We start from the raw sequence: 24,326 nt of genomic DNA on the forward strand, positions 1-24,326 counted from the left end.
CGTGCTGGATTCTTTTATTATGAAGTTGTGAAAGCGCTATTAAAAAGGAGGTCGTTGGAATGACAAAAATTTTAGCTTATGACCAAACGATTTTATCGAAACTCCCTCATCAAACATTGACTAGTTTGCAATGTTTTACGCACGCTATTAATTATGGTCATGTAGACACCCAAGAAATTCTCTTGACCATTTCAACGCATCCCGAACATATAGCACCTAACACGATTATACTCGATGAAAAAAAACTTAGCCATTTCGCTGATTTACCTGTCCAAATTGAGCCCCTGTTTATCCGGTTAGGCCGACGACAATTAACACTAGCCGATGCCCAAATTTGGCAACCAACGCCACTTTATTTAACACCCAGTAAAACAAAAATAGCTATTTTTTTAACGTATATTCAGCAAACTCGTTTCAATCCTTGGCAAGCGCTTTTTCCTGCTTCGTCGTCAACCTTTCTTTTTGATTCTTATAGTCGGACCCAGATTCAAAAAGAAATGATTCATTTTCAACAGGCTTGGGAGCAAAAATCTTTTAAAATAGCTCTTGATTGTTTAACGAAGATTTTGGGATTGGGGATTGGTTTAACCCCCACTGGCGATGATTTTATCACAGGATTACTTGCTAGTTTTTCTGCATTACAGCAACTTCCCTCGAATTTCCAACAGCTGGCTGTGCTAGCCAAGGAACGAACGAATGCGGTCAGTTATGCGGAAATCCATGAAGCAGTGAACGAGCGGTTTTCTCAGCTAGTTCAGCGTGTTTTTTTATCAATTGAAAGTGGAAATACAAACGAAATGGCTCAAGCGGTTTCAGCTTTAGAGGAGGTGGGCTCAACTTCAGGAAGCGACATACTTTGCGGCATTATTTTTGGTTTAAAACTATTTTGTGAGGAGAATAATCATGACAATTCAAACAGTAATTAAAGAGAACGCCTATTTTGATTCAGTTACTTTAATGACCATTTCAACACGAGCCAATGAACTGGCTGGAGTTAAAACCGCAATGATTGGGATGGGAACCGACATGAATCTTGAAGTGATTCGGAATGTTGGTTTATATACACCCGCCTTGGATCATGTTACAACAGGTGATTTATTAATTGTTTTAGATCTTGATGACCAAGCGAACTCAGAAGAAATTTTACAGCAAGTCGACGAGTTATTTACGAAGAAAAAGAAAACCGCTTCTTCTGAAGTAACCTATAAGACGTTAGATTCAGCCCTTCATGAAGAGCCTGATGCCAACTTAGTTGTAATTTCTGTCAATGGAAAATTTGCTGCACGAGAAGCGCATAAAGCTTTAGATCAGCAAAAACACGTCATGCTCTTTAGTGATAACGTGACGGTTGACGAGGAATTAGCGTTAAAACAAAAAGCACACGAAAAAGAACTGTTTGTGATGGGCCCTGATTGTGGAACAGCGATTATTAATGGCGTCGGGTTATGTTTTGCTAACGAGGTACGTTCAGGAGATATTGGAATTGTCGGCGCTTCTGGTACAGGTAGCCAAGAAGTTAGTGTTCAAATCCATAAATATGGTTATGGGATTTCACAATTAATTGGTACTGGTGGCCGTGATTTGTCTGCTGAAATTGGTGGGCTGATGATGCTTGACGGGCTGGATGCTTTAATGGTTGACGAACAAACTAAGGCAATTTTGCTTATTTCTAAACCGCCTGCTCCAGAAGTAACAGAGAAAATTTTAAAAAAATTAGCTGTTTCAACTAAACCAGTTGTTATTTATTTTATCGGCAGTGAACAAACGGAACGAAAAATAGACAACGTCACTTTTGCTACTTCTTCTCTGGATGCAGTTCAAAAAGTGATTCAATTTAGTCAAACACAGGAAGCGGAAACCAGCCTCTATCAAAATCCGACAGGCGCAACGTTAACAGCTATCCAACAGCAACAAGCCCCTTCTCAAAAATTTGTTCGTGGGTTGTTCTGTGGTGGCACTCTTTGTGATGAACTTTTATATGCTTTAACAGAAGTCTCTGATGATGTTTATAGTAATATTCATAAAATTCCTGAACGACAATTAGCAAATCCTGACCATAGCCAAGCACATACATTGATTGATTTCGGTGATGATCGTTTCACAGAAGGCCGCCCACATCCAATGATCGATCCGACTTCTCGGATTACTCGCATTCTTCAAGAAGCCAAAGATCCTGAAGTGGCGGTTTTAGCGTTAGATTTTGAATTAGGTTATGGTTCTCACGAAAATCCCGTTGGCGTGTTAGCGGAGGCGTTAAAGGAAGCCAAAGCAATAGCGAAAGCAGATGGTCGTGAGTTAACCATTATTGGCTATGTTTTAGGGACCGAAGAAGATCCACAAGATATTCATGAACAGCGGAAAATTTTAGAAGATTTAGAGGTTCTCGTTGTCGACAGCAGTCATCAACTTTGCGAAGCCACCAAAATTTTTGTAAAAGGAGCGAACGAACATGAGCAGAAATGATCTTTTTAAACAGCCTTTAGATACGATCAATGTAGGCATTGACTTTATTCATGAAGATATGAAAAAACAAGGGATTCCTTCACATCAAGTAAATTGGGCACCGCCAGCCAATGGTGACCCAGAGCTATTGAAATTATTGGATCAATTAAAAAATCCAACACTTTATGAAAAAATCCAACAAGCCAACGAAGAAGCGGTTACCCGCATTATTCAATCAAAACCTATTTTAGTAGGATTTGATAAAGCAATTAATGTCATGCCCGATATGACTGAAACGACCATTTTACATGCTGGGCCACCCATTACTTATGAAAATATGTGCGGACCGATGAAAGGTGCCGTTCAAGGAGCGCTTGTTTTTGAAGGATTAGCAAAAGATCTAGCTGATGCCGATCGGGTTGCTCGTTCTGGCGCGATTACGTTTTCTCCTTGTCATGAACATGATGCCGTTGGTTCCATGGCTGGCGTGACTTCTCCGAATATGTACGTTCATATTATCAAAAATGAAACGTACGGCAACACGGCTTTTACTAATTTAAGTGAACAATTGGCGAAAGTTTTACGATTTGGTGCAAATGATCAATCCGTCGTGGATCGCCTGATTTGGATGCGCGATGTTTTAGGTCCATTACTTCATGATGCCATGACTTTTTGTCCAGAAGGCATTGATTTACGCTTAATGCTTTCGCAAGCCTTGCATATGGGCGATGAGTGCCATAATCGCAATGTAGCCGGAAGTACGTTGTTAGTCCAAGCATTAACACCTTACATGGTTCAAACTGATTTTTCTCGTGAACAATTAAAAGAAGTATTTGAATTTCTTGGCAGTTCTGACTATTTTTCTGGTCCGACTTGGATGGGCGCCGCTAAATGTGCGTTAGATGCTGGGCATAATGTGGAGAATAGTACAATTGTCACCACCATGTGTCGCAACGGGGTCGAATTTGGGATTCGTGTCAGTGGGATTGGCGGAAATCACTGGTTTAAGGGGCCTGCCCAACGGGTGATTGGTCCGATGTTTGCTGGTTACACACAAGAAGATGCTGGTTTGGATATGGGCGATAGTGCTATTACAGAAACGTATGGTGTTGGCGGATTTGCTATGGCAGCTGCACCAGCAATTGTCCCATTAGTTGGCGGAACAGTGGCAGAAGCATTGAATTATTCAAAAGAAATGCTGGAAATTACTATGAAAGAAAATCCCAATGTCACGATTCCTGTTTTAGATTTTATGGGGATTCCTTCAGGCATCGATGTCTTAAAAGTCTTAGAAACAGGGATGCTGCCTGTCATTAATACTGCTATTGCTCATAAAGAACCGGGGATTGGTATGATTGGCGCTGGATTGACTAATCCGCCAGCAAATGTCTTTAACGAGGCACTAAAAGCTTTAGTAGCTAAAATAAACTAATTTCAAAAACTTAGTAAAATGTCATTTTTTTTGGAGCGATCATATGAAAAATAAATCGATCAATTACGAAGCCGTTTTAGCTCTTGTTGTAAAAATTTTTTTGGGAATGTTCCTGTATTGGATCATGAATGGCTTTCGACATGTGTCTAACTTTTTTCCTTACAATGACGTAGTTACCAAAGTGAATCAGCAGGGATTTTACAAATTTATCTATTTTGTTATGAACTTCACGGAAGGGGAATTTTACGGTGGACTTTTTACAACGCTTTTCTTACTAATCGGCGGTCTGATTGCTTGGCAACTTTATCGGAAAAATTCAAAATGGCAGGGATTTGCAATTGCTGGTGGTTCTGGTGCTTGGCCTTGGGTACTTGCTTCTCAGCTACTTTCCCTCTTTTTAACTATTTATGTTTTTGATTTTACACGCTTTTTTACAAAAGAAGTGTTGTGGTTACCAACGTTTATTGTGGTGGTCGGCACGCCGCCAGCTTTAACGCTCGTTTATGGTCCTGGCTGGAAAAAATTAGGAACGATTTCTCTGTTGAGTGCGCTTTTCACCTTTCCGTTTGTCAATTGGCTGAATGCGCAATTGATGCCCCTTTTAAATGTACCTGGGACAGTTTCCAACGTTACCACAATGGCTTTTGTTGGCTGGATTGTTTCAGCCATCTGTCATCAACTTCCTTGGATGGTTCCTTCTGTTGCACCAATCGCTCAGAAGCGGCAAAAACAACCTAAAATTGAAAATACGCAAACCTTTCAATGGTCAATACGACGCACTTTTGCTGACTTCTCCGAAGCTTGGTTTTATGGAAATGAGTTAGTTGGAGGTTTGGTAATTCTAGGCGTTTTAACAGATTGGTTTGTCAATATTAATCATATTACAAATGGTTCTGGCTTGGTTCCTGACATTTTAATGGGACAAATGATTGCTTCGGCTGTTGGTGTTTTTCTTTATCGAAAACATTTCGCTGAAGAAGGTTGGTATCCAACGTTTATGCCACTGGTCAGCATTGTTCCTGGTGTGATTTTAATGATGGGTGGTGGCTTTTGGCTTTCCCTGACCATCGCCGTTTTAGCAGGAATTAGTGCGGCCCCTGTCGGTAGCTATATTGCTAAACGATTACCTCCGTTTGTTCCTGGTGCTGTCGGCTTTGTATCAGGAATGGCTGTTGTAACCATTTTATTGTCAGCCGTTTTGCATACATTTGATATTTTTGTATAGTGAATAAAAAGAAGCGAATGACGATTCGCTTCTTTTTTTAATTGACCAATCCCCTTTTTATCCGTATTCTTAAGCAAAAGGAGGTTTTGCCATGTACTCCATGTTAAAACGTGTGATAACGGAAAAAGATTTGCTTCGGCAAATTCGTTTGTTGGAACAGTTGTTAAATGTTCCCCAGCTGACAGCCAAGCGTTTAGCCACGCAAATCCAGACGACAGAGCGAACCGTTTTTTCGGATTTACAGTATATTCGCAGTCAATTACCCGCCGACTGGTCCATTGAAACCGATAGCAGTGGTATTCGGTTACGTAATCAAGGGAATGCGCAAACCAATGAGCTTTGGTCATTATTTTTACCTCAATCCATTAGTATTCAGCTATTAAAAGAACTACTATTTACGAAAGAGTTAGTGACAACTTCTTTTTTGAGCACTAGTGGTGTTTCTTATGAAACTTTGAAGCGACATATCAAAAAAATGAATCTGGCCTTACGTGATTTTCATTTAACGATTCAACTAACCACGACGACCATTCAGCTAATCGGGGCAGAAAGCAATATTCGGATTTTTTATCATCGTTTGTTGGTGCCTTTTACTCATAATAATTATTTTTTTGACGATTATTCTATTCATGAGGAGCATTATTTTCAATTTTTGAAACAAGTTTACAGTAGTGAGTTGACGGTGGAAACGGAAGAAATTTTTGGTGCTTGTTGGTTTTTCATTAACACGATTCGCAACAAAGCCAATTGCCGAGTGAGTCAATTTTCTTTTGATTCAAAAGATGTCTTGTTTCAACTTTATCAACCGTCCTTGGCAAAGCTTTATGCTTCTGAAGGCATCTATTTGCAAGGGGAAGAAAGTTTTTTCGCCTTCTTTTGTTTCTTAGAAAGTTGGAATTACGATAATGTCTATGGCGAAACGTTGGCTTCTGCGCTCCACACTCATTACAGTCAGCTGCGAAAGTCGTTACAACAGTTTGTCACTAATTTGTCCACTGAAGAAGCCCGGCCTGATTTAATCCAAACAAATTTATTGGATAATCTGTTATTGTTATTCATTAAATATACCGAGTCCCAACACTTTCTGAGCAATTTCAATTGGAATATCAAGAATTAATGACCGAACAAGCCGCAGAGGACCTTGCGTTATCAAAGAGCAACCAAGAACTTTTGGAGATTTTATCTCGCTACACCACGATTGAAGAACCAACTTATTTTCTTAGTTTGGCTTCTTTGTTAGAAAAACAAGCCATTTATTCCATTCAGGCTCAAACGATGACCGCCTATTTCCTCTTTCAAGGGGAACCTGCTTGGAAAGCTTTTTTACAACAAGAATTAGCTGCTTATTTAGGTACTCGTGTGAAATTACAAGCTATTGAATATGTGGAACTAAGCCAGTTGACGTTAAATGAAGCCGACATAATTATTTCCAATTTTCCCTTGGATCATCTTGATCTTCCTGTCTTTTATCTCTCTTTAATTCCAACAAAAAATGAACTCCGCCGACTAGCAGAGCTCACTCTTCATTCTTATTTTTAAAGGAACTAGCGAGGACATTTGCTAGTTTTTTGGCTTTCTTTCGTCATGAATCGTTTGGTTATATATTTTTCCCCTTCAACAAGGAAAAACAGACTCACAACATGGGCGAAAATCATTGCTAATTGAAGGCCATTTAAAGAAGTTGTGCCAATTAATTGCTGCGCTACTGGCCAGTAAACTACTAGTGCTTGTAGTAAAAAGAGGATTCCTAATGAAGCAAACAACACTTTATTTTGGAAAAATCCTGTGCTTAACGACGGATCAACCAACTTACGACAGTTGATCATATACGCTGCTTGCGCTAAGACGATACTTTGTAAGAGGAACGTTTGCTGTAAGGCTTGGCCCTCAAATTGTAATGCCATGAGGTAACCTGGTACCATAATGAGTACCGACACATAGACGATTCTAAAAATACTGTACTTTGTTAAAATGCCTTCGTTGACATCTCTTGGTGGTCGTTTCATGGTATCAGCACTCGCTTTTTCAAAACCTAATGCATAAGACAAAGTAATCGTAGTTACCATGTTTACCCATAATATCTGGACAGGTGTCAACGGTAGAAGATGATTCATTAAAAGCGCCCAGACAACAATTAAACCTTGTGCTAAAGAGGTTGGCAAGAAGAAGGTAATCGTCTTTTTCAAGTTATCAAAAATGCGGCGTCCTTCTTTCACGGCTTTAGCAATCGTATGGAAATTATCATCTGCCAAAACCATATCTGCGGCTTGTTTGGTTACTTCACTTCCTTTAATTCCCATGGCAATTCCGACATCGGCTTTCTTTAGTGCTGGCGCATCGTTCACACCATCGCCGGTCATTCCGACAATTTCGCCATTGTTTTGTAAAGCCGTGACAATTCGTAATTTATGTTCTGGCGTCGTTCGTGCAAATACATCGACTTTTTGAACGTGCTGAGCTAATTCTTCATCTGACATAGCATCAATTTCTAATCCTTCAAGGACTTTTTTCGTATGCTTTAAACCAACTTGCTCGCCAATGGCTTGCGCTGTATCTTTATGGTCTCCGGTAATCATTTTGACGGAAATACCTGCTTCTTGAGATTCTTTGACGGCTTGAATGGCACTTTCTTTTGGCGGATCGATGATGCCTGCCAGTCCAGCAAACGTCAATCCTGACAATGTTTCATGTGTCAGTTCCTGTTGTGACGTAACTGCCTTATAAGCGAAACCTAATACCCGTTGTCCTTTTTGCGCTAATTGCGCAGCTTGTGCTTGCCAAGCACCTTTTTGATTATCAGATAACGTAGAAAGTTGTAACAATACTTCTGGCGCACCTTTGACATAAATAATTGAACCTTCTGCTTGCGGATGGCGAGTGGCCATGTATTTATAACTTGAACTAAACGGAATTTTCTTTTCTACAGGGCGTAAAGACAGTTGATCCTGATCGACATATTGTAGTAAAGCTAACTCGGTAGGATTCCCCTGCAAGTCGGCGATTTTTTGTTGGTCTTGTAATTTCAATTCTTGACAGTTGGCCATAATCTCTTTGACAATGGTCATTTCTTCAGTCACTACATCCATTACCGTCATTTCATTTTTAGTTAGCGTTCCTGTTTTGTCTGAACAAATAACTGTCATTGAGCCTAATGTTTCAACGGAAGGCATGCCTTTAATAATCGCATTTTCTCTAGCCATCTCATGAACACCCATCGATAAAATCATCGTTAACACAGCAGGTAAGCCTTCTGGAATCATTGCTACAATTAATGCAATCATCGCAGAAAATAAGAGGCTCCATTCCATGCCATGACGAAAAGTGGTAAAGAAAATCAGGAACAAGATCAAGACCATAATCCCTTGGAAAATTTGCTTGTTTAATTGGTGCATTTTCCGCACGAGCGGCGTTGTTTTTTGATCTACTGACTGCAACGCGTGATTAATTTTTCCAACTTCAGTGGAATCTCCTGTTTCTACTACAACGCCTAAGGCTGAGCCCGCTTGGACAAGTGTTCCTGAAAAAGCCAAATTCTTTTGATCGCCTGTTGGCAATTCTTCATTCAAGGAACCGGTAATTTTCTCCACGGCTTCTGATTCGCCTGTCAAAATTGATTCTTCAATCATCAGATTATGAACATCAAATAAGCGCAAATCTGCTGGGACTACATCGCCAGCTTGTAACGTGACTACATCTCCCAGAACCAATGTTTCAGAAGAAACGGTTGTTTTTTGTCCATCAATTAGAACGACTGCCTCTTGGCCCATCATCTGTTTCAGGCCGTCTAATGATTCTTCTGCTTTACGCTCTTGCCAATAACCGACAAAGCCATTGACAAGTACCACTAGAAAAATGATACTTCCTTCGACCACTTCGCCTGTGGCAAATTTTAGAATTGCGGCAGCGAGTAAGACCACCATTAGTAAATCTGTAAAATGTTTGGCTAGCTTTTGCCACGTTTTCAGTTGTTGTTTTTCTTCAATTTTATTTGGACCATTCGTTTGTAAACGTTGCTGACGTTCTTCGCTAGAAAGACCCGTTTGCTTCGTCTTAGTCTGCTCGATTACTTTTGTTGAGGAAAGTTGATACCATTTCATTTCGTGTACCTCCTATTTACTTGATACCTTTATTATAGAGAGAATTTTCTTCACAAAATGGTCGATAATTTCAGTGGCCCCTGAAAAAAATGGGGCCGAGATTATTAAAGAAAGGAACAACCCGCATTTTAGCGGGTTGTTCCTTTCTTTTAAATATTTTCTTGTTCGACCACCAATTGACTTTTGCCAATTAACGCTTTAACATCAATACTTTCACCATTTTTACGTCGGTCTGCTAACTCAACTGAGGTGGTAAACAACAAGTCACTAGAAGAGTTCAACGCTGTTTCAATGGAATCTTGGACTACGCCGACGATAAAGCCAACGCCGACGACTTGCATGGCAATATCATTGGAAATGCCAAACAAACTACATGCAAGCGGAATTAACAACAAGGAGCCACCAGCAATTCCTGAAGCCCCACAAGCAGAAACAGCGGCGATGATGCTCAACAATAATGCTAAATAGATTGGTACGGACATGCCTAATGTGTGGACTGCCGCCAATGTCATAATAGTAATCGTAATGGCTGCGCCGCCCATATTAATCGTTGCGCCTAGTGGAATAGAGACCGCATAAGATTCTTCATTTAAATCCATTGCTTTCGCCAATTCCATATTAATGGGAATATTGGCCGCAGAACTGCGTGTAAAGAATGCGGGAATCGCACTTTCCTTTAATACAAAAAAGACTAACGGATACGGATTTTGCCGAATATTCCAAAAAACAATCGCTGGATAAACGACTAAAGCAACCACGGCCATCGTACCAATTAACAATAATAGTAACTGACCATACTTGGCTAACCCTGCAATGCCTGTTGTTGCCACCGAATGAAACACCAAACCTAGAATTCCAATTGGCGCAATGCCGATAATCATTTGAACGACCGTGGTAATCCCTGTTGAAAGATTGGCAATCACATCCTTGGTAGCGACCGAACTTTGACGTAACCCAATACCGATTAATGAGGACCAAAATAAAACAGATAAATAATTGCCTTCAATCATCGCTTGAATCGGATTTTGGACAACGCTTGTTAACACATTGCTTAAAACATCACTAAGTTGCGTTGGGGCTGCTTGCGCTTCCTGCGCCGCCTCCAAGACAATCTTAACGGGAAACAGATAGCTTGCCGTCACGGCAACAACAGCTGCCAAAAATGTCGCTAACAGATACACAACTAAAATTGATCCAACATATGTTTTCGCCCCAGCCTTTTGTTGGGCTAGCGACGCAATAATTAAGACAAAAACTAAAATCGGCGCAATTGCTTTTAAGGCGCCCACAAACAATTCACCAAGAACGCTGATGAAGGTCCATTCTGGCACCAAGAAACCCAAGGTGGTTCCAATCACAATCCCTATCATGATTTTTTGAATTAACGATAATTTCCGAATCGCTTTGACCATTCACTTCACGCTCCTTTAAAATAAAATACAGTTTGGGACATACTACCATAATTATTAAGATAAAAAAAGAGTGTTTCTCAAAAAACTTTCATTTTTCGAGAAACACTTGGTCAACTCATCAATTTCGTCTATTTTTCTGAAGACTTTTCCGCTGAATGTTCTTTGTTTTTATGGTGATGGTGGTGATGACTTTGTTTAGAATACAAGTAGGATTTTGCTACGACCGAAATAAACATAGCCATAATCCCCAAGCCTACTGTAGCATAAACCATGGTGAAAATTTTTCACAAGTCAGTAACTGGATGAACATCTCCATAACCAATCGTGGTTAACGTCATGAAACTTAAATATAACGAATCTAATGGCGACAATTTTTCCACTGTTGAATAAAAAATAGTCCCACTCAACAACGTGGTTGCCAGTAAAAAGAACAAGGCACGAGTGTCTTCTTTTTTTAAGATACCTAAAAAAGATGAAAATAGTTTTTTGACAGAAATAAGTAAAGATAGCAAAAAAATGACCTCTTTCTATTGTTAATCTCTTCTTAACGTTAGCACTTTTTAGATGAAGTTCAACTTTTTAATTGGTGTGGTTAAAGAAAATTTATTTTTTTGTTATTTATAATACACTTCATCTAAAAACAATCCTTGTGCAGGAGCCGTTTCACCTGCGCCTTCTCGGACTTTTGTTGCGAACAATTCATCAATTATCGCTAATTCTTTGGTGCCTGCACCAATTTCTAAAAGTGTCCCAACGAGGATGCGGACCATTTTATGCAAGAACCCATTGCCTACAAAAGTGAACTGTAACATTTCGCCGTTTCTTTCAATCGTAATCTTTTCAATCGTTCGAGTAGTCGATTTTTTGGTTTTTTTCAATGCTGAAAAACCAATAAAATCATGGGTCCCTATTAATTTTTGGCAAGCTTGTTCCATTTTTTCTTGATCCAACGCTTTGGGAAAGTGAAAACTATGATACCGTTCAAAGGCATTAGGAATTGGGCTATTCCAAACATAGTAGCTGTATTGTTTGCCTGTGGCATTATACCGTGCATGAAAACGTTCAGGCATTTCTGTAACTTCTTTAACAACAATATCGCCAGGTAAATATCGATTTAAAAAGGATAACATTTCGGTTGTTGTTAGTGAACTAGTCGTTTTAAAATTCGCTACTTGACCACGTGCATGTGTGCCGGCATCCGTTCTGCCTGAGCCAATAATTTCAATCGGTTCACCCGTCATTTGTGTTAAAATACTTTCAATTTTCTCTTGAATCGTTTTCTCTGAATTGCCTAGTCGTTGCCAACCTGAGTATCTTTTACCATCATATTCAATGGTTAATTTTATGTTGCGCATGGGCGAAACTCCTTCGTATTCTTTTTCTCTCTTATCATAGCAGAAATAAGTGGATTTTTCTTCTTTTCCAAGAATAAAACACCTCTTTTCTATAGAAAAGAGGTGTTTTATTTAGTTTAATCCTGCAATTTTCAATTCTTCAACATTCGCTGCTTTAGCATTTTCAGTCACTACGGCTTTAAATGTCACTTGGTCGCCCTCTTTTAAGAATAGCGCCAGCGGACTGTTATTAGTCGTTACGCTAAAAATGGTTTTTTCATCTTCTAGTAAAAATGAAACTACCGTTTGCGCTTCTCCAGCTACTACTGAGACACGAGCTACTTTACCTTGCATCGTTTTCAAGTTGGCTTTGTCTGTATTTTCATTGTTACTTCCTTTGGTTACTAACTCAATTCGATAAGCGTCTAATGCGCCTTGTGCCGTGTCTGCATCAATCACAATATCATTATCTACAGCATTTATATAGACATATTTTTTGAAAATCCCTTTACTGTCCATTAACGAAACAATCCACGTTGGCACGCCATCAATATTATAAAGGACTGGCATACTAGCTTTCCATTTCTTTTCTGGATAAATTTTTGAAGCGATAGAAATGGCGCCATCACTATCCATAATGCCGACTTTAGTATCACGATAATACGTAACTTGACCTGTTCGGGCATTGATTAAGGAATAACCTAAAGCGGAATCTTGGTCTTTTTCACTACTTGTAAAGTCCGTAAAATAAAGCAACTGGTTCCCTTCCTTGTTCATCATCGGCGTAATTTGTCCTGATGCATAAATACCATTTTCAGTTGGAATTTTAACATCTTTTTTGGCACCAAACATTGTCTGGTTCCACCAGCCTTGACTGTAACGACCAAAGAATTCATTTAAGCTATTCGCCGCTGAGCTAGTAATCGGCGCATCAACGAAACTTGGGGCTTTTTGACTGTCATAAACGTTAACTTCTCCCGTTGTAGCATTTAATACCGCCGTTTTAAATTCATTATAGTGCATGCGACCAGAAACCCCATACTCTTTGTAAAGCGTTTGAATATAGTAAGGATTTCCTTGGTCGTCCAACTCTAAATTGATTGTGCCAGTTGCTGCATAACCTGGATAAGCGGAATAAATTTTTCGTGCGGCATCTTTGCCAAAGTAAGCTGAAGGAGTATAAACAATTGGTTTTTCTACAAATTCTGGCTGTGCGTTGATATCTGTCGCACTAATGATGAAATAGCCAGGTACTTCCCCCAGTTTTAGCCATTTAAAGAAGCCATTAAATTCGACTGTTGCTACATAAACATACTCGCCATTGACAACTTGTGCCGTTATACCATCCAAAGTAAACATATTGGAATTGGGAATGACGGAAAATTTCTGTAACATTTTTCGTTTCGCCGTTTGTGGTGCAATCGCAATGGGTGTTTCTTTCGCCGAAGTTAAAACTTCAGCTTTTTCTTCCGTTTTTAAAGGAATCGTTTGATAAATTTCATCAATAGAAGAGATTCTGGTAATACTACTGACAATAGTCAACAAAATCATTGCCAAAACGGCAACACCCAAAATTTTGCCAGACCAGTCTTTGTTAGCCGTTTTGTTGGTATTCTTCCCTACTTCTTTGCGGCCCTTTTGGATACCAGGAACTTCGACTTTACTAGCTAAGCGTGTACTTAATAACACCCCACTAGCAATCACTGCGCCAATCAGATTAATCCATAACACGGTTGAAAGATTTTTACTTGGCAAAGTCACAAATAAAAAGATACCTAACAAGAGCAATTCCATCGCCATTAATAGAATGGTCCCCTTACTCTTTTTCCCTTTATTCGCTACGATTTTGGCGCCATTCGCAACTAAGATCCCGATACCAAAAAATAACGTTAACCCAATAAAATTAAAAAACATTCACTTGCCCTCCTCATAGATAAGTAAAAAAAGTGCTCCCACGCATTGTAGAAGCACTTCCTGTGATCCATTCTATTATAACGTTTTCTATTTTTACTGACAATATCGTTGAAGCAAAATCAGTCGGAAGGCTTAGAGTTTGGAAGAATGTTTATTTCTCTGGCTGAATATAAGGAACGATAGGTGCCGTTACGCCAATTGAAGCACCACGAACAAAAGGTTCATTTTGTAAGGCTTTGAAATTTTTGGTTTGTCCGGTAAGCATGACTCCCCAAATAGGTAATTTTTCGACTTTTTTATTTTTATTTTGTTGGATAAACTTTTGGCCTTCTTGGTTGTCAGCAAACAACGGGGATTTTTCTAAGGTTTCAAAAAAGTGTTGCTTGTTATTTTCAGGATCAAATATTTCGTTGTGATCGTCCATGCTTAATTGAAAACCATAAGGCAGCGTACCAGAAGGACCTTCTGCTTCATTAACCGTTTCGGAGTAAACATAGAGCCAAACTAAGTTGACATTGCTCGGTAACATTTTGCGGACTTCTTCATATGGATAAGGTTTATCAAAAGAAATCGCCACTTCCGCTACTTGGTTTTCCATTTTATCTAATTCACTTAATTCGTTTTTGATACCACCATAGTAATTGGTAATCGCTGGGTTATAAAAAGATGCTACTTTCTGCTTGGTTTGTCGGTTGTATTCATAAAAATTCTTAGAAGAATAATAGCTACCAGGATAGACTTCATTCCAGTCAATCGAATTTCTGAAAAAGCTATATCTGCTACGTAAATTACTCCACTCCACCGTGTAACCATCAATATTTTTTGAACGATTGGTCACAACTTCGCCCCCAAAAGGCGAACTATTAGCAATTACTTGGGAATCTAATTGAGTGTTTGGTGAAGCAATCATTTCTTGATCATTAATTACTTCTAGTAGGGTATGATAGTTTTTCGTCGAAAGTTTATCCATTCCCACAAAAAAACCGACAAACAATACGGCAAAACTAACAACGGTTATGGCACCAATCACGATAAATTGTTTTCTTTTCGCTTTACGAATACTTTTTTTTAAATCCACTTCTATTCCTCCAGTTCTTTTTTTAATTTTTGACGTGTGCGATACAATTTTTTGCGAACATTTTCAACAGATAATTCTAAAATCAACGCAATCTCGGCATACGATAATTGATAATAATATTTCAAAAGTACTAGTTCTTGTTCCTCATCTTTTAAGGAATCGATCAATAATAATAACTCTTGCCCTTCCATTTTTTCTATTGATTGCACAGGATGGCTGTTTGCCACAAAAGTGCGTTCTCGTTTCTTTTTTCGATACATCGTAATGTAGTAATTAAATGTTACTCGGAAAAACCACGGGCGTAGATTTTCTGATGTAATTTCAGGTAATATTGAAAAAATCGTTGTATACGTTTGCGACACTGCATCTTGTGCATCTTCAAGACTTGCTCCTCGGCGAATCAAGACTTGGATGACTTCTTGCCCCAAAGAAAATAGTACTTCGTCAAAATTTGCCTCCTTTTTCATCTGATTTCTCCTTTCACTTATACAACGTTTCAACTAGGGAAAAAGTGGACAGTTCTTCGTTCATTATTTTTATGTATTTTTCTCTCAATAAAAAATGCTCCTGCTTAAGCAGAAGCATTTTTGTTTTTACTTATTTATCATTTTCCAATGACTAATCTTCGTGTATAAACGGCTTGCCCAGAATGCATCACTGCATCATCAATCACTGAAACTAAACGCACTTGTCTAGTCACCGGCGGGGTCCAATTTTTATCAATCACGTCTGACAATTGTTCTTCTTTGATTTGGTCTAAATAGCTTTTGGTAAGTGCCACACTAGCAGCCAAATAGTCACTAAGCAATTGCTTTTCTGCCACCACGACTTTCGCCGCTTCTTCTGGTGTGTGATGCCAGTCTTCTGTCTCATCTGGCAAATCCAAGGCAAATTTTTCTGTCCAGTGTTGGCTAAGCCATAACGGTTCACTATGATTAAGTGCGGAAATTTGTAGGTCTAATTCTCTGGCTGTGTGCCACATCAGCCAAGTAACAGACTTGATTAATGGTGCGGGCATCGTGTTTGCTTCGGCAACGGTCATTTGCGCAAGTGTTTCTTCAAAACGTTCGTGCGCTCGGTCAAGGGTTTCACTAGAAAGTTGAGTGACTTTCATAAAAATACCTCCTTTGTGTTGGTGCCTGTTCTTTCGTTTCTATTTTCTATTATACTGCAAAAGAATCCGTTGTAGTTCTTTTTTGGCTGCGGTATCTGCGGAAAGGGTAAATGTTTGAATAGGCCTTCCATTTTCTTGCCGATTGCCTTTATCATCCATCTCATAAAAACCATCTGTAAAAGAACCACTACTGTGATATTCATAAATTTCACCATCATCACCAAGTAAATATTTTATAATTGGTTTTCCTAAATCAGCAACTTCATTATAGCCTGCTGCTAAAGCCGAAGTCATTACTTTATCAGACTGGCCCAAGGTGCCATCTTTCGAAGTATAAAATGTTACCCCACCCAAGGCTTGAATAGAGTAGCTATTTTGTCTAGATGAATCTTGCCGCTGAACTAAAATAGCTTGCCAATCTGGTGTTAATGCATACCAATCACCTTTACCACTAGCTCCATGATCAAAAAATCTAGTGGTAACAGCCATTCCACCAATTTCTGCTCGCTTACTAGCCCAGAGCAGAAATTCATTAGTTATTGCTCGCTTCTCTAACTCCGTATAATTCCTTTCGTTTAATCTTGTTGAACTATTTTGCTGTGAACTCATTGTTTGAGGTATGGTTTTCAAACTCTCTTTACTAATTTTTGTTGTTTGGGCTGTTTTGCTGGAACTTTTTGTTTGTTTTTCAGAATTTTTCCCACCAGTAACAATAAGAAAAATAAGTAAGTCAATAATGACTAGTAGCAGTATAATCACAACAAAGAAGTATTTATTTTTTTGGTGACGATGATTAAACATACGCTTTAACTCCTTTTCTAAATCAGTGCTCTATTACTTTATGACAATCTGATCCGCCACTCGATTCATACTACTTAAATCACCCACATCAAAAAAATTTTTCCAAATTTTATTCATATTAGCTTGTCCCAAGTTTATCGCTGTTGGTTGAGCGGATGAATTATCCAGTTTCGTTTTAACAACATAATAGTAAATCATTTCACCATCACGTCCGAACGCATAGATTTGCGAGGGAACACCGCCAACACCTTGTATATTTTTCCCAGTTGCAAAAAACATTTGATCATTTTCACTAGTGTTATCACTTAACTTACTACTTACTTTGGTTAACGTTATAGTACTCATATTGGATAAAGCAATCTCTTGAACTGATTGATTCGAATTTTCTTGAGCTGGATAGCCATTAAACCGCCATCCTGAAGGCGCACCCAAAATAACTAACGCCGCACGTTGGCTAGTGGAGAGTTTTTTTACTGCTTCTGCAGCCACATTTTCTTCATCTGAAATAGTAGTAACTGCTGAACTACTTTCACTTTCTTTCACCACTGAGGTACTTGAATAACTGCTAACGGTCTTTGTAGAGGAAGATGGTGTTGCATCTACTTCTTCTACCGTCTTTCTTTTTAAATTTGTTTGCCCATTCACTAAGATGAATACTAATAATCCAATAATAACAATTAATAATCCAATCACTATTCCTAAATACTTGTTATTATGATGTCGATCACTTCTCATTAAAAATACTCTCCTATCATATAGAAAGGTAATATTTCCTTTCACTTATTCTACTAATGATTATTTTAACACAATCATTAAACAAAAAATGAAAAACGTCTGTTTCTTTCCTTTCATTTCTTCAAAAATAACACCCCCCTAAGTAAAAAAGAATTGACAATTCTCGTAGTTTCCCTTAGTATGTGGAAAAGTACCTTTAAGATAGTCCGAGAGGCTAACAAGGCAAAGTTCTGTAAAATTCTGTATTTTTGTATAGTGAATGATACGAGATGTCTTGCCCTTTTTTTGTGTGCAAGGCTTTTTTTGCGCGGTGCTTAATCAATTTATTTGGGAGGCAACAAAGTGGAAAAGAAAAAACGTGAAGTGAAAGGTATCTCATTTACCAAAAAAATGGTGATTTCATTGGTGGGAGGTTTAATCGTTGGGCTCGGCTTTTTATTTTTAAGAGAGCACCTTATTCGCAGCAATCAAGGCGCTGTGTGGCAGACAATCAATCAGATTCTTTTCCAAGATATTTCAGATCCTGAAAAAGGACAATCTGCGATTGGGCTTTTCTATATTATTGGTCAACTATTTATCAACGGCCTACAATTAGTGATTGTGCCGATGGTCTTTACTTCAATTACTTTAGCCATTTGTCATATTACCGATACGCAAAAATTAGGACGAATTTCTTATAAAACGATTTTTGGCTTTTTGTCGATGTCACTGATTGCGCTATTAACGGCTGGAATTGTGGGCTATAGCGTATATTTAACTGGCGCTTTTAATGTGTCGTTATCTGAAACGCTAGCTCCTGTCGAAGTAAGTACGAGCGGCAACCCATTAATGGTGATTGTCAATGCTGTCACGAAAAATATCGGTTCTGCATTTAGCGACAATGGTGCGATTTTAGCTGTTGTTGTGTTGGCAGTGATTACTGGTTTATGTATTAATGCATTAGGGGATAAAATTCGTGTTTTCAAAAAATTAATTGAAGAAGTCAATGCGATGGTCACGTTATTTTTAACCTTTGTAATTACTAAATTTGCTCCTATCGCCGTCTTTATGTTGTTAGTTCGGACGTTTGCTTCTTACGGGATTGATTATTTAAAACCAGCGTTAGTCTACGTCGTAACAACGACAGCGACGCTCTTAGCCTTTTTGATGATCGGTTACCCATTATTTATCTTATTTGCGACAAAATTAAATCCTGTTCCTTTTATTAAAAAGATTATGAAAGTTGTGGTCTTTGGATTTTCTACTTCTTCTTCGGCAGCCACTTTACCGTTAAATACAAAAACAACGGTTGAAGAGTTAGGTGTCGACAGCGATGTTGCCGCCTTTGTCTTGCCGTTAGGAATGACTATTAATATGAACGGCACAGCGATTATGCAAGTAATTGCGGCTATTTTTGTGGCGGGCGTAGCTGGTTATGAAGTGACACCAGCTAATATTGCCTTGATTGCCATTTTAGCTTTAATGTCATCTATTGGTACACCGGCGGCACCTGGCGCTGGCGGAATTATCCTTTTCACTATTTTAACTGGTTTAAACTATAACAATGAGATTGCGATTGCGACGTATTCATTGATTTTAGCCATTAATCGTCCAATCGAAATGCTCGTTACTAGCCTAAACGTGGTTGGTGATAGCGCCACTGCGATTTATGTCGCACATTCGGAAGATTTGTTGGATGAAGCCACTTATCTGACTGATGTCGCTGACTTGCAAAATGCGGAAGCGGAGTAATTAAAAGCAAATACGCTCGTATGAGATTGAAACAAAAGTGTTTAGTTCCTATAAAGCCTTTATCATCGACTATCTAAAAAAAGAGTTTGGGGCATCGGTCATTTTGTAGCGCCCCCAAACTCTTTCTTTTTTTATCAATCCAAAACATTTCTTCACTAAACTGATTTATTTCTGCCGTATTACAAAAGCTTCATATGGTTGCAGCATGATTTCTCCTTGTGGTAATTCCGCTAAATGATAATTGGAAATAATTACTTCTTTTCCCGCTCCTGGCATCGTCCACTGCTGCTGATTCCTGCTGATATTCGCTACAACTAACCAAACTTCGTCATTAAGTGTGCGCTGATAGGCAAATACCTCAGGTGGTGTATTCTCCAATAGTGTGTACTCTCCCCAAACAACAATTTCATTTTTCTTTCGCAACTGGATTAATTTTTTGTAAGTATAAAAAATTGATTCAGCATTTGCTAAATTGGCAGCTACATTAATTTCTCTATAATTTGGATTCACATGTAACCATGGTGTTCCCGTTGTAAAGCCTGCATTTTCTGAGTTGTCCCACTGGATAGGAGTACGTGCGTTGTCTCTACCTTTGGCATTGATTGATTCCATCAGCGTTTCTTTAGAAAAACCTAAAGATAATCGTTCATTATACATGTTAATTGTCTCTATATCCTCCGCTTCAGAAATATCTGAAATTGGGTAATTGGTCATCCCAATCTCTTCTCCTTGATAGATATAAGGCGTTCCTTTCATCATATGCAGCAAAATAGCAAACATTTTAGCGCTCTGTTCTCGGTAAATCGTATCGTCGCCCCAACGAGAGACAATTCGAGGTAAATCATGATTGTTCCAAAACAAACTGTTCCAGCCCTCATCACCTAGTGAAACTTGCCACTTAGATAAAACGGTTTTCAGTTCTGGAATACTTAATGGTTTTAAATCCCACTTATCTTTGCCTACGCCATGTTCTTGGTCCAAACCAATATGTTCAAACTGAAAAACCATGGATAATTCATGCCGTTTCGGATCAGAGTACAGCTTCGCAATCTCAGGTGTCGCTCCCCACGTCTCACCTACTGTCATTAACTCTTTATCGCCAAAAGTTGCTTGGTTCATTTCTTGGAGATATTCATGAAGCTTCGGTCCATTGCCAGTTATTTCCTTATCTGGTATTTTACCAATTAGGTCAATGACATCCATCCGAAACCCGCCTACACCTTTAGAAATCCAGAAATTCATCATTTTGTATACTGCTTGACGAACGTTCTCATTTTCCCAATTTAAATCAGGCTGACGTTTACTAAACAAATGCAAAAAGTACTGTCCAGATTCTGCATCAAATTCCCATGCAGAGCCGCTAAATGTTGAACGCAAGCCATTGGTAACCGCTCCAGCCACTCCATCGCGCCAAACATAATAACCTCTGTATTTATTATCTTTACCTTTTTTTGCTTCAATAAACCAAGCATGTTCATCAGAGGTATGGTTGACGACTAAATCCATGATAATTTTAATATTGCGTTTTTTTCCTTCTTCAATCAAACGCTCCATATCTGCCATGGTACCAAATTCCGCCATAATTTCCTCATAGTCGCTGATATCATAGCCATTGTCATCATTTGGCGATTGATAAACTGGAGATAACCAAATGGCGTCAATCCCCAAGTTTTCCAAGTAGTCTAAGCGTTGAATGATTCCTTGTAAATCGCCGATTCCATCTCCATCTGAATCTTGAAAGCTTCTAGGATAGATTTGGTAGACCACTGATTTTTGCCACCACTTTTTTTTCATGTTTGTTCCTCCTACAACTCAATCCATTCAATATCAAATGCTAATTGTTGCTCACAACTGACTGAACGGTCGTCTTTCGTTACTTTTATATGGATTGTATTTCCTAAATAGTCAACAATTGTTTGTTCAAAATCTGTTTTGACTGTAATAATCAGTTTTGGTTTTGTATATTGTGTTAAATCATTTCCGATAGTCTCTCCTAACACTCCTGTATTGCCTAAATTCAAAAAGACAGCTGAATTTTCTTTTATAAAAACAGGGATTTGATGAACTTCAGCAGAAACCTCTACAGTTGTGCCTCCGTCATAAATCTTATGCGTCCAAAAATCTGTCCAACGACCTTCTGGGAATTGCACGTTCCTTGCAATTGCTTTTTCCTCAATCACAGGTGCAACAAGTAAAGATTCGCCAAACATAAATTGATCATAACAATTTTGAAAGTCTTCTTTTGGATACTCAATTTGTAATGCATTCATCAATGGTTTCTGTTGATTCACTGAGTTCATGGCTTGATCATAGATGTACGGTAGCAAATTCATTCGAGTATTTGCAAAAAAACGATATACGTCAATGACTTTCGGTGTGTTCGTTCTTTCCGCTATATTCCATGGCGTTCTATCTTGATTAAATTCCCCTTTACTTTCCGCATGATACTGCATAATTGGACAAAAAGTAGCCATTGAAGTTGCACGCATAAATAGTTCTGCGCTAGGAATATCACCATTGAATCCCCCTAAATCCCAACCCCAAAATAGTACGCCAGACATCCCTGAATTTATTCCTGCAATAAGTTGTCGTTTAAACGCTTCAAATGTAGAGCGTTCATCTCCTGCCCAATGCGCTGGATAAGTTTGAGCTCCTGTATAACCTGACCGACTGAACGTGATGCCTTTGTTTTGCTGTGCAAATTCGTAATATGCTTTGATGTATTCTTTAGGATAGTTATTGCGCATGTTTCTCCCCGTGCTTCCATCTGAGAAGGTCACATCTGCTCCGTAAACCATTTCTCCCCCGTCTGTTTTAAAGCCATCAACACCAATCTCAATTAAATATTGTCGTTTTTCAAACCACCATTTTTTTGCCTCGTCATTCGTAAAATCCATCAAAAGACTATCTGTAAACCAATTTTCTGGAATTCTATACGGCGATCCGTCGGCATTCTTAACTACAAATTCTTTTTCAATCATATACGCTTCGTCTTGATCTTTTAAGGGATGTTTTTGCTGATTTAAATATTTTTCTATCGGAATTTGCCACAATATAAATTTCAACCCATTTTCATGACAATAATCAATCAACCCTTGAGGGTCAGGCCAACGCCCCCATTTAGGAAAAGTCATCTGATGATAAGAATGACTCTCACCAGGTTTCAACATTGGATACTGGGCATCATTAAACATATAATAGGTTGTCTCATCACTCCACTGCTCAAGAACAATCACCGTAGAGGGGATATCATATTGCTTGGTCAGTTCTACTTGCTGACGAACAATACTGTCCCGATCCCAATTATTACTAGACATCCAAGGTCCCAATGCCCAACTAGGCACCATAATTGGCTCACCTGTACATGTGATATATTGACCAATCATCTCTTTCATGCTGCCGTGAAGTAGCTTAATTTCAACAAAAAAGTCTGTAGGTTCTGTCTCTATAAACACTGTCACAACACCCGATTGTGCTTTTTGTAAATCAAAGCTTGTATAATAATCTGTGTCTATATACATTCCGTATCCACGATCTGTAAAAAAGTAAGGCATCGGCAGATACGTTCGAGTTCCTTGATCCCGATATTGATTATAGACAAAGCAATCCAGCTGATTGCCTAATTGATTGATTGCGTTATAGCGTTCACCAAAGCCGTAATAAATCTCTGATTGATCGTTAAAATTCATTGAAATGCCACTAATTCCTCGCCCCATTAGCTCGTGTAGTTGAAGCATATTTTCATGAAATTGAAGCAACGGCTCACCAGTCGGTGTCATAATCTGCTGCTGCTCGTTCAAATACATATATCGTTTATTTACTTCCTTTGAGCAAGGTTGTGGCTGCGCCAAAACAAGTTGTACTTTTGCTTGTTGAAACATTAAAAAAAGTGGGGGTCCATTACTCTCCAACTGATAAATATTCCCCTCTACACAAGAACCTAAGAACATAGGCTTAGCCCCTGTCGAAACTTTTTGAATCGTCAATTGATAGGTTTCCGAACGTTCTTTTGTATCTCCTACAGCCAAAAATGAATAGGTTCCACCTGTGTAACCTACAGGAATATTGACAGTTCCTTGATAAATGTTTTGTTGCTCATCTACCAATTCACAAATAACCTCACCTAGTCCATCAAGAATCAAAACAACCTCCTTTACATATTTGCTATTTACTTGAACCTTAAAGGTACAGTCTTCCCCAACGATTGGGTAATGAGGGCTTCTTTCATAAGGTAAGTTATCATAAATATTGCCATTGCCTAATGGCTTATGGATAAAATCATTGGTTGATATACTGGCTTTTTTTTCTTTCAAATAGGTTTCAAAAAGACAGGTGAGTATGTTGCCGTCATCAACTGCTATTTTCGTTTGTGCCAGATAATTGTCTGCTTTCGTAAAATCATATTTTTCTGTATAGTAAATCCCTAACAATGCTGCTTCATTTTTTGATACTAGCTTTTTCTTCTTTGTTAGCTGTTGGATTCCTGCGACCATAACTAAATCTTCTGGTGCAAAAAGGCCAAAAGGCAACACACTTAACACTATGTCAAAATCAGGCTCTCCTTTTTCAATAGACGAAATAAGTGCACCTTTTCGAATCATATGTGCAAAAATATAGTCACGAATTTCTGTAATTTCTTTTTGTAGTTCAAAAAAACTATAATTGTTTTTAACCTCTAACAATGTCATGTAATAAATAGCCAAATTTGATGTATAGATATCCGCGGGTTCTTCAAAGACATTTTTCGTCTTATTTGACCATTCTTTTTGAATTCTATAAATCATCGTATAATCTTCTTCATTTAATATTATGCCAGTTCTTACTTTTACCCAAATTGCTGCGGCTGTGATAGGTAAAGAAATAGTTGTTAGCTTTAATTTTTGTTCATTATCACGACGGCTATTGATATAATTATTATAAAATGAAAGTATTTCTGAGAATTCTTGCGCTAGTTTCATAAATGCTTCCTCTCTTAAAAAAGAGTGTGGTGCGGGGACTCCCCTGTTTCTAT

At 38.5% G+C, this 24,326-nt stretch carries 17 protein-coding genes and 1 pseudogene; 6 read left to right on the plus strand and 12 right to left on the minus strand.

Annotation, left to right across the window (positions count from 1 at the left end):
• Nucleotides 1-59: 59 nt before the first annotated feature.
• The 5 genes and pseudogenes from IGI63_RS07935 to IGI63_RS07955 all read left to right on the plus strand — a co-directional run bounded on the left by IGI63_RS07935 (nucleotide 60) and on the right by IGI63_RS07955 (nucleotide 6,638).
• On the plus strand, nucleotides 60-926 hold the full coding sequence (locus IGI63_RS07935; RefSeq protein ID WP_002365307.1) for a DUF2877 domain-containing protein: 867 nt from the start codon (nucleotides 60-62) through the stop codon (nucleotides 924-926).
• Nucleotides 904-2,463, plus strand: coding sequence for an acyl-CoA synthetase FdrA (gene fdrA / locus IGI63_RS07940; protein ID WP_429975616.1), 1,560 nt, complete (start codon nucleotides 904-906; stop codon nucleotides 2,461-2,463). Before IGI63_RS07935 ends, fdrA begins: the two co-directional genes overlap by 23 nt.
• A complete protein-coding gene (locus IGI63_RS07945; protein ID WP_429975617.1) occupies nucleotides 2,450-3,874 on the plus strand; it encodes a DUF1116 domain-containing protein in 1,425 nt (474 codons plus the stop codon). The genes fdrA and IGI63_RS07945 overlap by 14 nt, the downstream gene beginning before the upstream one ends.
• A gap of 43 nt (nucleotides 3,875-3,917) precedes the next feature.
• Nucleotides 3,918-5,099 (plus strand): hypothetical protein, encoded by a 1,182-nt coding sequence (locus IGI63_RS07950; RefSeq protein ID WP_429975618.1) that lies wholly within the window; start codon nucleotides 3,918-3,920, stop codon nucleotides 5,097-5,099.
• Nucleotides 5,100-5,199: 100 nt separating this feature from the next.
• Nucleotides 5,200-6,638 (plus strand): annotated as a pseudogene (locus IGI63_RS07955) (helix-turn-helix domain-containing protein).
• Between the two features lie 5 nt (nucleotides 6,639-6,643).
• Here the strand turns inward: IGI63_RS07955 and IGI63_RS07960 are convergent.
• The 10 genes from IGI63_RS07960 to IGI63_RS08005 all read right to left on the minus strand — a co-directional run bounded on the left by IGI63_RS07960 (nucleotide 6,644) and on the right by IGI63_RS08005 (nucleotide 17,584).
• A complete protein-coding gene (locus IGI63_RS07960) occupies nucleotides 6,644-9,196 on the minus strand; it encodes a cation-transporting P-type ATPase (protein ID WP_429975619.1) in 2,553 nt (850 codons plus the stop codon).
• A gap of 149 nt (nucleotides 9,197-9,345) precedes the next feature.
• Nucleotides 9,346-10,608: a serine/threonine transporter SstT gene (gene sstT, locus IGI63_RS07965; protein ID WP_002359106.1), complete on the minus strand. Its 1,263-nt coding sequence runs from the start codon at nucleotides 10,606-10,608 to the stop codon at nucleotides 9,346-9,348.
• 284 nt (nucleotides 10,609-10,892) lie between these two features.
• Entirely contained in the window at nucleotides 10,893-11,120 is a 228-nt protein-coding gene (locus IGI63_RS07970; protein ID WP_429975620.1) for a potassium channel family protein, read from the minus strand.
• 102 nt (nucleotides 11,121-11,222) lie between these two features.
• Nucleotides 11,223-11,963 (minus strand): tRNA pseudouridine(38-40) synthase TruA, encoded by a 741-nt coding sequence (gene truA / locus IGI63_RS07975; protein ID WP_289854204.1) that lies wholly within the window; start codon nucleotides 11,961-11,963, stop codon nucleotides 11,223-11,225.
• Nucleotides 11,964-12,074: 111 nt separating this feature from the next.
• Nucleotides 12,075-13,856, minus strand: coding sequence for a hypothetical protein (locus IGI63_RS07980; protein WP_002386294.1), 1,782 nt, complete (start codon nucleotides 13,854-13,856; stop codon nucleotides 12,075-12,077).
• A gap of 151 nt (nucleotides 13,857-14,007) precedes the next feature.
• Complete coding sequence (locus IGI63_RS07985; protein ID WP_002406041.1) at nucleotides 14,008-14,934, minus strand: anti-sigma factor; 927 nt, start codon at nucleotides 14,932-14,934, stop codon at nucleotides 14,008-14,010.
• Nucleotides 14,935-14,936: 2 nt separating this feature from the next.
• On the minus strand, nucleotides 14,937-15,401 hold the full coding sequence (locus tag IGI63_RS07990) for an RNA polymerase sigma factor (RefSeq protein WP_002355030.1): 465 nt from the start codon (nucleotides 15,399-15,401) through the stop codon (nucleotides 14,937-14,939).
• A gap of 137 nt (nucleotides 15,402-15,538) precedes the next feature.
• Nucleotides 15,539-16,048 carry a DinB family glutathione transferase gene (gene gst / locus IGI63_RS07995; protein ID WP_002370068.1) on the minus strand — a complete coding sequence of 170 codons (510 nt, stop codon included), beginning with the start codon at nucleotides 16,046-16,048 and terminating at the stop codon, nucleotides 15,539-15,541.
• Nucleotides 16,049-16,087: 39 nt separating this feature from the next.
• On the minus strand, nucleotides 16,088-16,849 hold the full coding sequence (locus tag IGI63_RS08000) for a hypothetical protein (RefSeq protein ID WP_429975621.1): 762 nt from the start codon (nucleotides 16,847-16,849) through the stop codon (nucleotides 16,088-16,090).
• Between the two features lie 33 nt (nucleotides 16,850-16,882).
• Entirely contained in the window at nucleotides 16,883-17,584 is a 702-nt protein-coding gene (locus IGI63_RS08005; RefSeq protein WP_429975622.1) for a hypothetical protein, read from the minus strand.
• Between the two features lie 327 nt (nucleotides 17,585-17,911).
• Between IGI63_RS08005 and IGI63_RS08010 the strand changes: the two genes are divergently transcribed.
• A complete protein-coding gene (locus IGI63_RS08010; protein WP_002387350.1) occupies nucleotides 17,912-19,315 on the plus strand; it encodes a dicarboxylate/amino acid:cation symporter in 1,404 nt (467 codons plus the stop codon).
• Between the two features lie 165 nt (nucleotides 19,316-19,480).
• On the opposite strand, the gene IGI63_RS08015 is transcribed toward IGI63_RS08010, so the two are convergent.
• Both IGI63_RS08015 and IGI63_RS08020 read right to left on the minus strand, forming a co-directional pair.
• The gene (locus tag IGI63_RS08015) at nucleotides 19,481-21,109 is read right to left on the minus strand and encodes a glycoside hydrolase family 13 protein (RefSeq protein WP_429975623.1); all 1,629 of its coding nucleotides are present in this window, start codon (nucleotides 21,107-21,109) and stop codon (nucleotides 19,481-19,483) included.
• A gap of 11 nt (nucleotides 21,110-21,120) precedes the next feature.
• Nucleotides 21,121-24,273, minus strand: a complete 3,153-nt coding sequence (locus IGI63_RS08020; protein WP_429975624.1) for a TIM-barrel domain-containing protein — start codon at nucleotides 24,271-24,273, stop codon at nucleotides 21,121-21,123.
• Between the last annotated feature and the right edge of the window lie 53 nt (nucleotides 24,274-24,326).

This window comes from Enterococcus sp. DIV0086 (genome assembly GCF_050498705.1).
Classification (GTDB): domain Bacteria; phylum Bacillota; class Bacilli; order Lactobacillales; family Enterococcaceae; genus Enterococcus; species Enterococcus faecalis.